Origin of the sequence: Flammeovirga pacifica, assembly GCF_000807855.2 — a bacterium.
GTDB classification, from domain to species: domain Bacteria; phylum Bacteroidota; class Bacteroidia; order Cytophagales; family Flammeovirgaceae; genus Flammeovirga; species Flammeovirga pacifica.
Map to the genome: position 1 here is coordinate 1,392,951 of NZ_JRYR02000001.1, position 15,507 is coordinate 1,408,457.

A 15,507-nucleotide genomic window follows, 5' to 3' on the forward strand; every position below is an offset into this window, starting at 1 on the left:
TTATATTTTTTGAGCAACAAGTATATGTACTGTGTTATATTCATTTAATTTTATCTTCACGGGATGTTTCAGTTCATATTTCAATTCATCAAAAACAGCCATGAATGTTTGGTAAGACTTTTCTAAAATAGTATTCATCACTACGATCCCGTTTTCTTGTAATACCTTATCTACCTTTACTATCAACTCTCTAAGTCTATTACCATGTCCTCCAATAAATACCGCGTTGGGTACTGAGTAACTATTTAAATCTTCATCAAAGAAATCGTTGATAGAAATATTTACTCCAGGACAAAAATGTGATTTTGTATTACTATCGATTATATCCTCACATTCTATCCTTTTTTCAAATGCAAAAACATTCAATTTAGGATAGTTCAGTTTTGCCTCAATAGCAATGGCTCCTGTGCAGCTACCAATATCCCAAAAGCATGATTTGTCCCATAACGATAAAGACTCCAAGGATAAAGTTCTGATGGATTGTTTGGTTATCATCCCAGGTCTTCCTTCTAATGTTTGAAAACTCCTATCTTCAAAACTCCTTGGGATAAATAATTCCGCCTTTTTGATTAAAAGGATACAATTCAGCTTCTTCACTTCATGTAAAGCTTGAGCATTTTCTAATGATAGTATTTGAATCTTCTCATCAGAACCATCTAATTCCTCGCCCACAATCACCTGATAATTAGTATAATTATGTTCAAGTAACCTTTTAGCTATTTTTTGAGGTGAATGATCATTATCTGTTAAAATCCCAATTAAAGATTCCCCCTGAATCAAACTTATATCAAGAGGCTTCCAAGTATGTCTTCCATGCAGAGATATTGTTTTAATATCACTGTAGTTTACTTGTGTTTTATGTGCTAACCTTTGTATGGAATTGAAGTAAGGATAAACTGTCATTTTAGCCTCAGGTAAAAGTCTTTTTATTGTATTCCCAAAACCAAAAAACAAGGGATCTCCCGAAGCAAAAATGATTACCTTTTGATCATATTGTGTGAAAGAGGAAATCACTTTTTGCATGGCACCTGAGATCTCTATCCAAATATGATCTTTAGGTAAAATCGATTGAACAATTTCATAATGCCTTTTACCACCAGAAAACACCTTCCCAGTATTGATTAGATTTTCTATATCAGAAGAAAGTTGTAACTGCGGATGATTCCCTATTCCTACTACAGTCAAATCCATATTTGAGTAAGCTACTTCTTCCACAGTTAAAAATAAATTGATGATTCCTCAACTGTAAAACAGGCATTGACTAATGCTGCCGCAATATTGCTACCACCTCTATTGCCATGAAGTGTAATCCACTCTGTGTTTTTAGCTTGCACAAGTTGTTCTTTTGATTCTAAAACATTGACAAAACCAACAGGAACACCAATGATTCCAATAGGATTAAAATCTTTATTTTCTCTAAGTTGTTCTGTAAGTTCAAAAAGTGCTGTTGGTGCATTACCAACCACAAAAAGAGCGTTAGGATATTGAGCTATAGCTCGTTTAATTCCTGCTTGAGAACGTGTTAAACCCTCTTGTTCTGCAAGCTCTAAAGTAGATGGATCATTCAAACAACATATCACCTGATTGTTATATTGTTTGGTATATTTTTTAGTGATTCCTGCTTGTACCATAGTGACATCAGTAATCACTACTCCACCATTCACTAAATAATCATGGAAAATATGAACTGCATTTTCAGTTGCCTGATAATGAATATGATCATCTAATACTCCCGTTGTATGAATGGTTCTGGTAATAGCCCATTTATCAGCCACGCTATGTTGTACATCCTTCAATTGATCCGTAACTATACGAAAGCTTTCTTGCTGAATTTCCAAACCTGTTTGAGGTTTACGATTTAGATATCCCCTTGGAGTAATTAAATGATTTTTATATTGATACGTCTGAGAGTTCCCTATCATCACTAAAGAAAACATATCTACTAATTCCACATCAAAAGTTCCTAATGTTTGAATGATGATTTTTTCTTCTTCTCTTGTGACCTGTCTGATAATGGCAATAGGTGTATCAGGCGAACGATCTTCTAAAAAGATCTTCTTTAAACGTTCTAGCTGCCAATACCTTTTCTTGCTTTTAGGATTATACAAACTACATACAAAATCTCCTTTTGATGCTGCTCTAATTCTCTTTTCAATTACCTGCCATGGAGTCATCAAATCTGAAAGTGAAATACAACAAAAATCATGACCTAGTGGAGCTCCTAACTTACTGCCTGCCGCCAAAAAAGCAGACACACCTGGCAAGGTTTCTAATTCAATTTCATCATTTTTTTCAAGTGAAACCATTTGATAAACAATGGCTGCCATAGAGTATATACTTGCATCTCCAGAACCTATAACAAGTACATTTTGTCCTTTCTTTGCTTCTTGAATGGCTACTTCTGCCCTTTCCTCCTCTTTTCCTAAAGGCATACTTATGGTCACTACACCCTCCTTAAAAAACTCCTCACAGAATTGAAAATAGTAATCATATCCTATAACAACATCTGCCATTCTAAGTGCATTTACCACTAAAGGTAAAATATATTCTTTATCACCAGGACCTAAGCCTGCTAAAGTAATTTTCATAATTATATTCTTGTATTTTTAATGATCATTAATGAAAAATATGGGACTTTTCGATCTTTCAGATCATCTAAAGAAGAGGTCATAAATTGTTGTGGAGTACCTAATGCTTCACAGTAAGTAAATGAAAGATTATTCTCTTTAAGCATTGGGATAATCTGATGCATTACTGATTTAATTTTCATTAAAATGATCGTATTCGTTTCCTCTAAAACCTTTTCGATATTTTCTCTAGAATCAAAAAATGGAAGGATTTTTATCGTCTCATTTAATAAAGCCAATGGTGTCTGACTTTCTGAAGCACCCAAATGGAAAGAGGTTATCCCTGGTATTAGAGTTACCTGTAATTGATGTTTTTGAAATCTTTCTAATAAATAGGAAAATGAACTGTACGTACTTAAATCACCCTCACAAACAATTGCAATTTTTTTTCCTTTGGTTACTTCACTTATAATATTTTGACAAGTCTCATCATAAACTGAATGAACAAACTGTCTGTCCATGGTCATTTTCATGTAAAACCCTCTCAGTTTCTTCGAATCAATATTTAAACCTTCTAAAATTTTTAAAGAATAGCTTTGCTTTTTCCCATCAGAAAAAATGGATCCCGGATAATAAATTAGATCAACCTTTTTTAAAGTTTTCAACCCTTTGACTGTTATCAAATCAGGATCTCCTGGACCTAAGGAAACACCATAAATTGCCGTTGTATTTTCCATTCTTAAATCCCTAACAAGTTTTTAAAACTCTTCACTACCCCTTTTCTCTCATTCACTTTTTCATCTTCCTCGAATAAGATCCCTTTTACATTTAAGTGATGTCCTATTTGCTCTTTTCCTTCTTCTTCTTCAAAGCCTATGATTTGTTTTCTGTACTTACATAACTGACAATTCATATTTCCTTCTCCATGTTTTGCCTGATCAAGTCTTTCATCAAAAGCTCTAAGAATTAACTCGTCTGCACCAAAAGCTTCGGTAGCAACATATTGGGTATCTGAGGATTGATTATGTTCTTCAACGGATTGATAGATTCTTTCTAACAGCACTCCAGTAAAAAAGAAAAATGGTATTACATAAACTCTTTTATAGTCTAACTTATCAAAAATTGGTAAACCCTCTGAAATATTAGGAAAAGCTGTTCCACTGTAAGCAACAGAAGTAAATCCAACGCCCATACCTTCCCATAACATCGCTGCTAGTTTATGAACATCAGAATTTGCATCTGGATCTGTAGTTCCTCTTCCAATTACCATTATGGCACTTTCCTTTCTATCAATAGGCGGTAATTTTGCTTCTTCTTCTTCAATCCTTTTTTGAGAAAGCTCTAATAAAAAAGAACTTACTCCTATGTGTTTCCCCATCTTTATTTCAAGATCAGGGTAATAGGATTGTATCGAATTCATCTCATAAGGAATATCATTTTTAGCGTGTGCACCTGCAAAAAGAATCACAGGTAATGCATAAATAACTCTCACTCCTTTTCTGTAAAGCCTCTCAACAGCGGCTTCATACAATGGATGACTAAATTCTAAAAATCCATAATCTACCTCATATTGATTTTCGTAGCGTTTCTTCAGAATTCCTACTAGATTTTTAAAAGCGTCTGTACCTGATTTCCTACGTGAACCATGTCCACATAGTAGTATTCCCTCTTTCATTTGTTAGTTTTTTGGATCGCGTTTTTTCTTAAGCTATTGATGTGATTCCCATTAGTTGAATTTGCAAACAATAATCCCACGCATTGTTATCAAGCCAAATGAAGGCAATCAAATCGCCCCATTTATTTTTTAATCGAACCCCTTTTTTATTGGTAGATAATTGCTCAAAATATTCAACACTAGCAATTCTTTGAGCCACAAGATCTTTGTCTTTTTGATCAATCGGGCCAATCACAAAATCAATAGTTTTTTCTTTCGTTTCTAATTCTAAAGTGTATGTTTTGTTATACACCACTTCTGTTATTTCCGAAAACTCAATTTTTTGACTAATAGGCAATTCTAAAGAAGAACTTGGGCTATTTTCTTTGAGATATAAAAACAATGGATAGGTATATTGATCTGAGGCTAAACCCTTAGTAATAGCACAAACACCTAATTGTTGATCTTCTTGTATTTTAAAAGGTTTTGGTTTAAATGGAGAGATCTGTCTATCAGATTTTACTTCTTCCCAATGTTCTTGATAAAGAAGGTATTCATTAACTGGTTTTTGATGTAGAATGTGACTTTCTACAATTTGCAAGCCTTTCTTTGGTGTTAATTCTTTGTACCAAAAATGTGGTTGAACTATACATGTGGGTGCATCTTCACAACGTCCATTACAACGTGTTTTTATAGTATGCGTACTATCCCATTGTCCTGTGTTTCTTAAGTATGCCCGAATACTTCTTATTACTGCTTCTGAGCCTGCCTTTTGGCAAGATCCACCATCACAGAATAAAAAAACATCTTTTGCTACAGCTAGGTTTTTGCCCATTATCCGATTGTCAAAAGTAGATGATAGGGCTTTGGAGAGAAATAGAATGACAATCTATTTATACATTATCTATTCTGTTGGAAGAATAATTTATCTGTATAGTTAGTTTATGATCACAACTTTTAATCCCGAAAGTCCTGTTAATTTATTTACTTCTAAGGCAGGTATTCTGACTTGCTTTCTTTAATTACACCTTCCCATCTTTCGACAGTGGTTTTCTGTAATTAAAGTACTCTAATTATAGAGTTAAAAGCTTACAGCTGCGGGTACAGTTTTGGATTTACACCAAATTCCCTTTTCATTCCTAAACAAAGGAACACCTTTTAAGTGAGGTAAAGTTAGTTAATTTCTATTTACAAACAAGTGTTCTCTAACACAAAGTCTACTCTTCTATCTACAGAAGTAAATGGAATTTCTATTACTTCGAAATTATATTTTTCATAAGTAGCAATTACCTTTTTTGATAATTGAACATGATAGTTATAAGATTCAGGTCGTTGTGCATCATTCTCGTAAATATCTTCCCAAGGTAAAGCCACAAAGGCTTTTTTCTGATAAAATTTATCAAACGGAAAATTCTTTAACGAAGAAGGTATTGCTCTATCTTGGTACTCCAAATAGGCGATCACATCAATTAAACTTCTATCTGTAAAACAGGCTTCTTCTAGCTCTATTAGATCATCGACTATCTTTTGATATACTAACCTGCTATATCTTTCAATGTTACCCCATGGCATTCCATCACTAGAATTTAATTGCTCTTGACTAATAATTTGCCGAGAGGCTTCTGATACAATTGGGTAGTTTTTTTCATTTAAAGCCTCAATTAAAGTCGTTTTCCCTGCCCCTGCAGCACCCGAAATAATGTACTTTCTCATTTATGATATTAGAAATAAATACACAAGAATTAAGACAACAGTAAGGATAGATGATCCATAATTTATTCGACCTACTTTAAATATTTCTTCATGTTGAATTTGCCTATCATTGGCACCTATATAGGGTTTGTCAACAATTTTACCACTGTACACATTAGGGCCACCAAATCTTACATTTAATATTAAGGCCAATGCCGCTTCAGGGTACCCAGCATTAGGACTACTATGTTTTTTCCCTTCTTTAAAAACTTCTCCCAACTTATTTAAGCTAAAAGTGTAAACTAGCATTACAAAAGCGGTTAGTCGTGAAGGAATGAAATTAGCAACATCATCTAGCCTCGCTGCAATTTTACCAAATTGTTCATATCTCTCGTTTTTATAACCTATCATAGAATCTAAAGTGTTTATCATTTTGTATGCCATGGCTCCGGGAACGCCAAATAATGCAAAATAAAACAGTGGAGCGATTACACCATCACTTAAGTTTTCTGACATTGTTTCTAATGTGGCAGTCCTTATTTGTTGCTCATTTAGTTGAGAAGTATCCCTTCCCACAATCCAAGAAAGTCTTTTTCTCCCAGCTATAATTCCATGATTATTTAGCTCGTCGAATACAGCTATTCCTTCTTTTATTAAGGTTTTATTCGCTAGACAATAGAAGAGTAAAATTACACCTAAAATGACTGACAAATAGATATGAATAGATTGTAAGTAACTTAAAATAAAGTAAGGTATGACAAACGAAAGGGTCACTAATATAATAGTCAACAACCCTCCTTTCCAAAGTTTGGCTCTTCCTTTATTTAGCATTTTCTCACCAATAGAAATCAACCTACCATAACCAACAATAAGGTGAGGTAAACTACGTGGATCTCCAAAGGATAAGTCTAAAACAAAAGCAACAACTAGTAGAATTATTTTATATTCCATAAAGAAAGCAGGTGTATTAAAGCTTGGTTTGCTTCAGGTTTTTGAACAGATAAACGGATGAACTCCCCATCAAGGTTAGTGAAATTTGTAGCATCTCTAATTAACACTCCATGATGAATTAGGTATGCTTTTAAATCTTTTGCCTTCCCTTTTTTCAGTTGAATTAAAAAATAAGTTGTATTGGTTTCAATAACTTTTAAATAATCAATATGACTCAATTGCTCTTGAAATACTTTTCTTTCAGCTATCAGCTCATCAATATTAAAAAGTAATTGATTGTAATGCTTAAATAGATATTGACCAATTTTGATTGCTAACCCATTCACACTCCATGGGATTCTTATATTTTTAAATTCCTCAATTAGTTTTGAAGAGGCTATTATATACCCTAATCTCAAGCCAGGAATACAGAAAGTTTTTGTAAGTGATCGTACAATAACAAGGTTGTCGTAGTTATTCATGAAAGAAAGACAGCTTTCGGTTGCTGTAGTAAACTCAATATAAGCCTCATCAATAATAAAAATAACCTTTGGGTATTTTATAAAAAGTTGTTCCAGTTCTTGAAGTGAAAAAACCTCCCCTGTTGGATTATTTGGATTACATATAAAGCATAGATCCCCTTTCACCTTATGATAGATTTCGTTCCGATCTATCAACTGATAATTTATATCATGAATACGGCACGCATCTTCGTACTCTGAAAAAGTAGGTACAATAATACTTGCTTCCTTAGTTCTAAAATGTTGAGCAATTAAATAGAATGCCTCAATTGCTCCATTTGTAAACAAGAAATTTGAAGGTGCTAAATTATACTTTTGTGCAGCTGAATCACTTAATTCTTCAGCACTTGGTGAAGGATAATTTTGAATACTTGCAATTTGCTTGGATAGTTCATTTAGAATAGAATTAGGACATCCTTTATAAAAAACATTCGAGCTAAAGTTATATTGAATTTCTTGATCTACTAGATGAAGGTCATCACCATGTCCGTTTAGCATATATCCTCCAATATTTTATCCATTTCTAAATTTTCTTCTACCCAATCGGCTAGTTTATCAAATTGTTCCGCTTTAAAGGATTTATAATCAATGGCTTTAGCCTCAGGAAATTTCACATTCAACAACTCATTTACCACCACTTGATTATCAAATACACCATGAAAATAAGTTCCCCAACATAAATGACCATCAAAAAAACCTTCTTTTACACCATTGACATCATTTAAAGCATATTGATCGGGAACATTTGTTTCTCCCATATGAATCTCGTACCCCTCACAATTATCTTCGTAAGATTTAAATTTAAAAGATTGCTGAACCGTTTGTTTTGTTTTTGATAGCGTCGTTTCTATATCAAAAATTCCAAGACCTTCCTCCTCACTTTTTTCACTTTCAACATGATATGGATCAAATATTTTTTTACCTAACATTTGATACCCTCCACATATCCCTATAATGGGTACATTGTTATATTTCTGTTTTAGAATATCGGCTAATCCTTCTTCTTTTAACTTCGCTAAATCATACATCGTATTTTTAGTTCCTGGAAGAATGATGATATCCGCTTTTTCTATTTCTTTAGGGTCTCTGGTATAATAAAGATGGATGAGTTCTTCGTTTTCTAAAGCCTGAAAATCGGTATAATTAGATAAATAATAATGTTTGACGACGGCCACGTTTAATGCATCATCCTTTGCCTTTATTTGTCTTTTCCTTAAAGCAACAGAATCCTCCTCCTCGATTATAATATCACTTACATAGGGTAATACTCCTAAAACAGGATAGCCAGTCAATTCCTCTAATTTCTTTTTACCTTCTACGAATAAAGAAGCATCTCCTCTAAATTTATTAATGATTATGCCTTTTAATAACTTCTTTTCCCACTCTTCTAATAAGGCAATTGTTCCGTAGACACTACCGAAAACACCCCCCTTATCAATATCAGCAATTAAGTAAACACAAGCATTAGCGGCTTTTGCCATACGCATATTCACTATATCCCTATGCTTTAAATTTAATTCACTGATACTTCCAGCCCCCTCCATTACGATAGGTTCATAAGATGTAGACAGTCGATGAAAAGCTTTTTGAGCTTCTAAAAAGAGTTGTTTTTTATTATCACCTAAAAAATATTCTTTAGCTGTTTGATCTCCAATTGGTTTTCCATGTAATATAACTTGAGATTTATTTTTCGAAGACGGTTTTAAAAGTACAGGATTCATTTCCACCTGAACTGGTAATTGACATGCTTCTGCTTGTACTGCTTGGGCTCTTCCAATTTCCAAACCATCAAAAGTCGCGAAACTATTTAAAGACATATTTTGAGCTTTAAACGGCGCTGGTTGGTAACCTTTGTTTTTCAACCATCGACAAATGCCTGTTGTTACCCAACTCTTACCAACGTCTGAACTTGTACCCACAAGCATTATGGGACGCATTTTACTCATAGTACTTATTTAGAGAAATGAAGTTTGTAGTTTTTTTGCGAAGTTATCAATTATTCAATTATTTCTAAATAATGAAATCCGCTTTTCAATAAAAAGTCAATTTCATTAATTTAAATTTCGCTTATGAATAGGTCTTTAGATGAAATTATTTTTAAGATCAATAAACCTTATAGATAATCAATTGTTATTTTAGTAGAGAGTTACAATTTATTCAATACAAATATGGCAAAATCTAATCAGCTACTTATCACTAAATTAAGAGAAGCCGCAGAAAATATCACTTTAGGTGCCGACTACATGTGGGGGCACCCTGGAAAATGTAACTGTGGGCATCTCGTTCAAGCAATCACCCCACTCAATGCAAAAGAAATATACCAAAACGCTCAAAAACAAAAATTAGATGAATGGAGTGAATTTGCAAATGACTACTGTCCTGCAAGTGGAATGCCTGTAGATAACATGATCGATGTTCTTTTAGATGTTGGTTTAGAGGTACAGGACATTCCTCATTTAGAATATTTGTCAAATAAAAAAATTCTGAAAGCACTCCCAGGTGGTTTTAGATATTTACAAAAAGGAAACCGAAGTGATGCCGCTGAATACATGCAAACTTGGGCGAATGTTCTGGAAGATGAATTAGTATAAAAAAATGGTTGTCTGATAAATCAGACAACCATTTTTCATATATAAAGAGATCAGTGAAAACCACTTATCCTGTGTTACAGCTTATTCGATATTGAAATAACCATCTCAGTACCTTTCCCTTTTTGAGCGTTCATATCAAAAGTTGCATTCTGTGCTTTCAATATTTTTTTAGCTAAATCAAGTGTTTTTATATCTTCAGTAGATTGACCATCATAACCCCAACCTCTACCGTTATCAGAAATTGATATTTGTGCTTCACCAAGTGAGGCGTACAATGATATTGTAATCTTACCATTTCCTTCTATCGTATGTGCAGAGCATCTAATTAAAGCATTGATCGCCTTTGTGAAAGAATTAGGGTTTACTTTTACTTTTGGAGCACCTCCTATTTGAGAATCAATACTCACATTTTCTGGGATTTTATCTTTTAAATCATCGATAAGCTCTTCCATAAACTCTTGGGGTTGAATTTCTTTCAGCTTCCCAAAATTATGGGTTGAAACCATTGTCAATTCTCCAACATCATCATTTTCAATCACTTTCAAAGAATCACCATGTACCCCCATTAAACGTGAAGAAGTATAAGCTTCATCTTGAAGGTCTGTTTTAGAATCTTCTATTTCTGGCAGATATTCGCCTGACATCTCTATGATCTCATCTTGAATCTTAGGTTTATTTACTTTTGAAGGTTTCACCTGAATTTCTTCTAACTCTCTTACCTTATCTTCTAGATAATTTATTTTTTCTTTTTGGGCATTATATGATTTTCTTCCTCGCTTTTGTTGACGTCTTCTCAGCACATCAATAGTGATACATAAGAAAGTTAAAACAACGACAACAGCAATCCATATCATTCTTTCACGTTCAAAAGCCGTAAAACTATAATTACTCTGAGCCATCGCATTAGAGCTAGAGAGTAAAAATGATGCTAGAAAAAACATATTACAAAAAAGGTATCTCACTGTTAATTTACTTTATGATTGTAGTTTTATTTATAGAACTGTAAAAAGATAAATTTATTTCAAGTTCAATTATAAATACTTAAACCCTCCGTACAGTTTTTACAAATATCTATTTTCTCTCTTCCTTTCAGAAGTTGTTTTCTAAAACTGACGTAGGATTTATTTCTCCATATTTTTCTAAACCCAATATAATCATTTTTTAAAGTTCCTAGTACGTATTTAGCATCTTTATCAAAACAACAAGGAACCACATTGCCATCCCAAGTTATCACTGCAGAATTCCATAACCTCCAACAATGTCTCTCCCATTTTCCTTTAAATTGATATTTTCCATCATCAGTCTTCTGATATCTAGAATATTGATCCAAAGTGGGTATTAAAGGAGATCCGTTCTCATAATCATAAATTTGAGCCGTTTTAAACTGTATATCATCAACCTTTAATTCTTTTGCTAATTCCTTTGCCTCTTCTATTTGATGTTCATTAGGACGAACCACTAAAAATTGAATAACCACTTCAGGAGTTTTAGATTTTAATCGATCCTTTGCAGCTACTATATTTCGGATACCATCCAATACTTTTTCGATATCGCCCCCTATTCTATACTTTTCATAAGTTTCTTGAGTAGTACCATCTAATGAAACGATTAATCGATCTAAACCTGATTTTACGGTAGCATCAGCATTTTGATCATTAAGATAATGTGCATTGGTAGAGGTAGAAGTAAACACTTTATGTTCGTCAGCTATCTTTACCATTTTCAAAAAGTTCTTATTTAAATAGGGTTCTCCCTGAAAATAAAAGGTCAAATTCATTAAAGTCCCTTGTAATTCTTGAATTACGTTTTCAAAAAGAGATGTAGAAAGCATTCCGGTATCACGGGTAAAAGATCTTAATCCACTAGGACATTCAGGGCATCTTAAATTGCACGAGGTTGTAGGTTCGATAGCAATACTAATTGGATCTCCCCAATGAACTTCCCAACCCAAATATTTAGAAATCTGATAACTAATAAAAATAAGAAATGCGTTATATATTTTTCTCAACGAGAGTTTTCTCATAATTGATGTTAGATCTGTTTGCGTACGATAAAATGCCAATTATCGTCTTTAAAAAAGGATGAATAACAAATTAAATCATTTTTCTTGGTAACTTAGATAACTGATAAAATTAAATCTGATGAAAAGTAGTAAACTATCTTTTTTAAGGTATCTATTAATAGATCGATGCATAAGAAGTAAACAAAACCCTTATCCATCAAAAATGTATTTGCTTGATAAATGTCGTGATGAATTTGGTGTTAATTCTCCTTCTACTATAGAAAAAGACTTACAAGCATTAAGACAGGAATTTGATGCACCAATTGTTTATTCAAAAAAGTTTGATGGGTATTCGTATAGCGATCCTCAATATAAATTACTGGGTGTAACCCTTACTGAAGAACATTTAGAAGCACTAAATTTTGTAGAAACCTTTTTAGATGAATTTAAAGCACTCCCTGTTTTAAGTAATTTTTCTGATGCTGTCGATAAGGTTTTGGATGGTTTAGATATTACAAAAACATTCAATAATGATAAACAGAAGAAATTTGAAAATTTTATTCACTTAGAGAAGAAAATCTATTCTAAGGGAGATCAACTATTTTCATCTTTGATAGATTCCACTAAAAATCATGAAGTAATACAAATACAGTATAAAAAATTTGATACTAATGATATAGAAACATACGATTTCCATCCCTATTTCATCAAAGAATACAAAGGTCTATGGTACATTACTGGGTATGCTGAAAATAGAAAAGCAATTCGGACTTTAGGCATTGATCGAATCATAGATTTACAGCTTTTACCAGACACACCTTTCCACATTGAGAAAGAATTTGATAGAGATGCATATTTTAAACATTGCATTGGTGTCACCTTAAAAGGTAAACCTCAAGAAATAAGATTATTGGTAAGTAAACTAGCTGCCAACTATTTTAAGACAAGTAAAATTCATGATTCTCAAGAAATAATAAATGAGGAGGAAGATGGTGTTGAAATTCACTTGAAATTAGTAGACAATAATGAATTAAGATCAATTATCTTAAGCTGGGGAAGTCAGATTGAAGTATTAGCCCCCTTTAGTCTAAGAAAATGGATGGCAGAAGAAATTAAAAAATTAGCTCAAAAATATTGAATTATTTAGCACACTTATATTTATCAAAGGATGATCAAGAAGAAATGTTTGGAAATTTTCTTGGCGACTTTGTGAAAGGAAAAAAACTTGATTATCTACCTCAAAAAGTAGAAAAAGGTGTACGACTTCATCGTTTAATTGATGAATACACTGATCAACATCCTGTCACTAAAGAAATACAAAATCGTCTACGCCCAAATGCAGGAAGATTCTCATTAATTGTAGTAGATATTTATTATGATCATTTTCTTGCTAAACATTGGACCTCCTTTGAAAAACAGATAGACTTATATGCTTTTGCTCATCAATTCTACGACCACCCTTATTGGAACAAAGATTGGGTACCTCAAAAGGCGTTAGATATGTATCCTTACATGAAAAGTTATGATTGGCTAAATGTCTATGCTAATTTAAGCGGTATGGAAAAAGTTTTTTCCGGAATGCAAAGAAGAATTAAAAACCGAGCAGAACTATCGAAAGCTGCTGGATGGTTAGAAGAAGATTATCAATTTTATCAGAAACATTTTTTTGATTTCTTTCCAGACTTAGTAAATTTCACAAAGCAACAAAAATTATAAAAATGGCAATTGTTTTCAGTAAAACTATATTTAACAATCTTCATAAATTAAGATATATTCTTCTTATCATCGCTTATTTTTTAGTATTATGGGCACCTATTATTTTTCAATCATTTGGAGTAATAGATTTAGTGAGTGATATCTCTCTTATTGTTCTATTATTTGCCATCGTAAATTTCATCAGAAAAAAAAATACTTATAATAAAGTCTTCACATTCATATCATTTATGATAATTTTTGGAAGAGGTGCGACAGTTGGCATAGAAAATGACAATGCTATTATAGTAAGTTGGATAGCACTTCTTATTTACTTCTGCTTTTTTCTCCGAATTTTATTAATTGAAGTGTGGGGAGCAAATAAAGTAAATTTGAATACTATTTTAGGAGCAATTGCCGGTTATATTCAAATCGGAGTAATTGCTTTTGCTCTTTTTAAAGTTTGTGATATACTTTACTACAATCAAGCGTTTTCTCAACCAGTTGAGGTTTCCGACTTGATATATTTTAGCTTTGTTACATTAACAACAGTAGGATATGGCGATATTTCTCCTGTAGCAGATGAAGTCAAAGCTTTTTCTGTTATTTTTGCAATGGTAGGACAATTTTATATGGCTATATTAATGGCATTACTTGTCGGTAAGTACCAGCAAGAACATGGAAAATAACATCAATAGAAAGTATCTACTTTATTTATTATTAACTGTGAAAACAACGACTCGTGGAAAAACTATTTATTAAAAAGAAAGAATTTGTTCCAGAAGTTAACTTTGATCCATCAAAAGGTCTTTTGGAAGTCAGTGGTCAATCATACCATGAATACACTGCTGAATTTTTCGAACCATTATTCAATTGGGTAAGTAATTACTTAAAACAATCAGGTCAAAATATTACATTAAATTATAAAATGACCTATTTCAATACAGCTTCATCTAAAAGTTTCTTTAGGATCATAGAGATGCTACAGGCCTACGAAGAAGCTGGAAAAGGAAAAGCCATTGTCAATTGGTATTACAAGAAAGATGATGAAGATATGTTAGAAACTGGAGAGGATTTCATTTCTGATTCTGGATGGAAAAATATTAACCTAATTGCTTACTAAGCAAGCAAAAAAAATTATTAGGATATATTTTTTTTAAAAAATCTTATTAAATTCCTTTCTCCTAAAAAAGAAAGGAATTTTTTTATAATATGACGCGAATTTATGCGTTATTGCATTATAATATGATTATTTTTTGATTAACATGTGAACTTTTCAAGACTACCTTCAAGTCATAAAGACTTTAAGACCAAAATCTTACATGATTAATTTAATGATTTCTAACTAATTAATAAGAAACTCCGTAATAAAATCAAACATTTAAAAATGATTTGACTTTTTATTACCCATACAACAGAATTATGATTTGGTTATTTAATTTTTTGCTTTTTGCTTATTTAATTTTATCGAACGTAGCTATTTTTGTACGTTTATATCGCTCTTTTTTACAATACCTCACTCCCATTAAAGGATATGCTTATATGATTCTTTTAGTAGGTGTTTTAGGAAGTATTGATTATTATGTTTATGATTTCTCTTACGGTAAATTTCAGATTTTTGAGAAAAACCAAGAGGTTTATAAACAAATCAAAGAAAGAGGAGTTGATTACAACAATTTAACGAGCCAAAATTAATAGATCAATAAGATCTACTATATGATATTATAAGCCTGATATTTTAAATAATGTCGGGCTTTTTTTATTTCTTCTAATCTATCACTGACTCACTCAAGTGAACACTAAGTAAGTCACAAAAATATTATAGACATTGATAAGGCTTTGTTTCTAATACTTAAAA

The 15,507-nt window shown here is 32.3% G+C and carries 17 protein-coding genes and 1 riboswitch; of the genes, 6 read left to right on the forward strand and 11 right to left on the reverse strand.

The annotated features are described in order from the left end of the window. The 9 genes from NH26_RS05615 to NH26_RS05655 form a co-directional block, all read right to left on the reverse strand. Positions 1-1,191 carry a bifunctional cobalt-precorrin-7 (C(5))-methyltransferase/cobalt-precorrin-6B (C(15))-methyltransferase gene (locus NH26_RS05615; RefSeq protein WP_044219498.1) on the reverse strand — a complete coding sequence of 397 codons (1,191 nt, stop codon included), beginning with the start codon at positions 1,189-1,191 and terminating at the stop codon, positions 1-3. A gap of 26 nt (positions 1,192-1,217) precedes the next feature. Beyond that, the gene (gene cobJ, locus NH26_RS05620; protein WP_044219169.1) at positions 1,218-2,588 is read right to left on the reverse strand and encodes a precorrin-3B C(17)-methyltransferase; all 1,371 of its coding nucleotides are present in this window, start codon (positions 2,586-2,588) and stop codon (positions 1,218-1,220) included. Between the two features lie 2 nt (positions 2,589-2,590). After that, a complete protein-coding gene (cobI, locus tag NH26_RS05625) occupies positions 2,591-3,304 on the reverse strand; it encodes a precorrin-2 C(20)-methyltransferase (protein ID WP_044219165.1) in 714 nt (237 codons plus the stop codon). Positions 3,305-3,306: 2 nt separating this feature from the next. Beyond that, positions 3,307-4,242: a sirohydrochlorin chelatase gene (locus NH26_RS05630; RefSeq protein WP_044219162.1), complete on the reverse strand. Its 936-nt coding sequence runs from the start codon at positions 4,240-4,242 to the stop codon at positions 3,307-3,309. A 28-nt stretch (positions 4,243-4,270) separates the two neighbouring features. Then, on the reverse strand, positions 4,271-5,056 hold the full coding sequence (locus NH26_RS05635) for a (2Fe-2S) ferredoxin domain-containing protein (RefSeq protein WP_052431815.1): 786 nt from the start codon (positions 5,054-5,056) through the stop codon (positions 4,271-4,273). A 142-nt stretch (positions 5,057-5,198) separates the two neighbouring features. Then, positions 5,199-5,395: riboswitch (cobalamin riboswitch) on the reverse strand. Between the two features lie 14 nt (positions 5,396-5,409). Beyond that, complete coding sequence (locus NH26_RS05640; RefSeq protein ID WP_044219158.1) at positions 5,410-5,934, reverse strand: AAA family ATPase; 525 nt, start codon at positions 5,932-5,934, stop codon at positions 5,410-5,412. Continuing rightward, positions 5,935-6,864, reverse strand: coding sequence for an adenosylcobinamide-phosphate synthase CbiB (cbiB, locus tag NH26_RS05645; protein WP_044219154.1), 930 nt, complete (start codon positions 6,862-6,864; stop codon positions 5,935-5,937). Continuing rightward, positions 6,849-7,862: a pyridoxal phosphate-dependent aminotransferase gene (locus NH26_RS05650; RefSeq protein ID WP_044219151.1), complete on the reverse strand. Its 1,014-nt coding sequence runs from the start codon at positions 7,860-7,862 to the stop codon at positions 6,849-6,851. Before NH26_RS05650 ends, cbiB begins: the two co-directional genes overlap by 16 nt. Further along, positions 7,856-9,310 (reverse strand): cobyric acid synthase, encoded by a 1,455-nt coding sequence (locus tag NH26_RS05655; protein ID WP_174549705.1) that lies wholly within the window; start codon positions 9,308-9,310, stop codon positions 7,856-7,858. Before NH26_RS05655 ends, NH26_RS05650 begins: the two co-directional genes overlap by 7 nt. A gap of 222 nt (positions 9,311-9,532) precedes the next feature. Here NH26_RS05655 and NH26_RS05660 point away from each other — a divergent pair, with 222 nt between their 5' ends. Next, entirely contained in the window at positions 9,533-9,955 is a 423-nt protein-coding gene (locus NH26_RS05660) for a hypothetical protein (protein ID WP_044219146.1), read from the forward strand. A gap of 74 nt (positions 9,956-10,029) precedes the next feature. Here the strand turns inward: NH26_RS05660 and NH26_RS05665 are convergent, their stop codons facing one another. Together NH26_RS05665 and NH26_RS05670 are read right to left on the reverse strand one after the other, a co-directional pair. Continuing rightward, positions 10,030-10,854, reverse strand: coding sequence for a histidine kinase (locus NH26_RS05665; protein WP_071397097.1), 825 nt, complete (start codon positions 10,852-10,854; stop codon positions 10,030-10,032). A 128-nt stretch (positions 10,855-10,982) separates the two neighbouring features. After that, positions 10,983-11,978, reverse strand: coding sequence for a radical SAM/SPASM domain-containing protein (locus NH26_RS05670; RefSeq protein WP_044219143.1), 996 nt, complete (start codon positions 11,976-11,978; stop codon positions 10,983-10,985). 118 nt (positions 11,979-12,096) lie between these two features. Between NH26_RS05670 and NH26_RS05675 the strand changes: the two genes are divergently transcribed. From NH26_RS05675 to NH26_RS05695, 5 genes are all read left to right on the forward strand, one after another. Further along, positions 12,097-13,095 (forward strand): helix-turn-helix transcriptional regulator, encoded by a 999-nt coding sequence (locus NH26_RS05675; protein WP_044219142.1) that lies wholly within the window; start codon positions 12,097-12,099, stop codon positions 13,093-13,095. After that, complete coding sequence (locus NH26_RS05680; protein WP_044219139.1) at positions 13,092-13,673, forward strand: acyl carrier protein phosphodiesterase; 582 nt, start codon at positions 13,092-13,094, stop codon at positions 13,671-13,673. The genes NH26_RS05675 and NH26_RS05680 overlap by 4 nt, the downstream gene beginning before the upstream one ends. 2 nt (positions 13,674-13,675) lie before the next feature. Continuing rightward, the gene (locus NH26_RS05685; RefSeq protein WP_052431813.1) at positions 13,676-14,338 is read left to right on the forward strand and encodes an ion channel; all 663 of its coding nucleotides are present in this window, start codon (positions 13,676-13,678) and stop codon (positions 14,336-14,338) included. Positions 14,339-14,391: 53 nt separating this feature from the next. Then, positions 14,392-14,772 carry a DUF1987 domain-containing protein gene (locus tag NH26_RS05690; RefSeq protein ID WP_044219138.1) on the forward strand — a complete coding sequence of 127 codons (381 nt, stop codon included), beginning with the start codon at positions 14,392-14,394 and terminating at the stop codon, positions 14,770-14,772. 299 nt (positions 14,773-15,071) lie between these two features. Next, positions 15,072-15,344: a hypothetical protein gene (locus tag NH26_RS05695; RefSeq protein ID WP_044219137.1), complete on the forward strand. Its 273-nt coding sequence runs from the start codon at positions 15,072-15,074 to the stop codon at positions 15,342-15,344. Positions 15,345-15,507 lie beyond the last annotated feature (163 nt).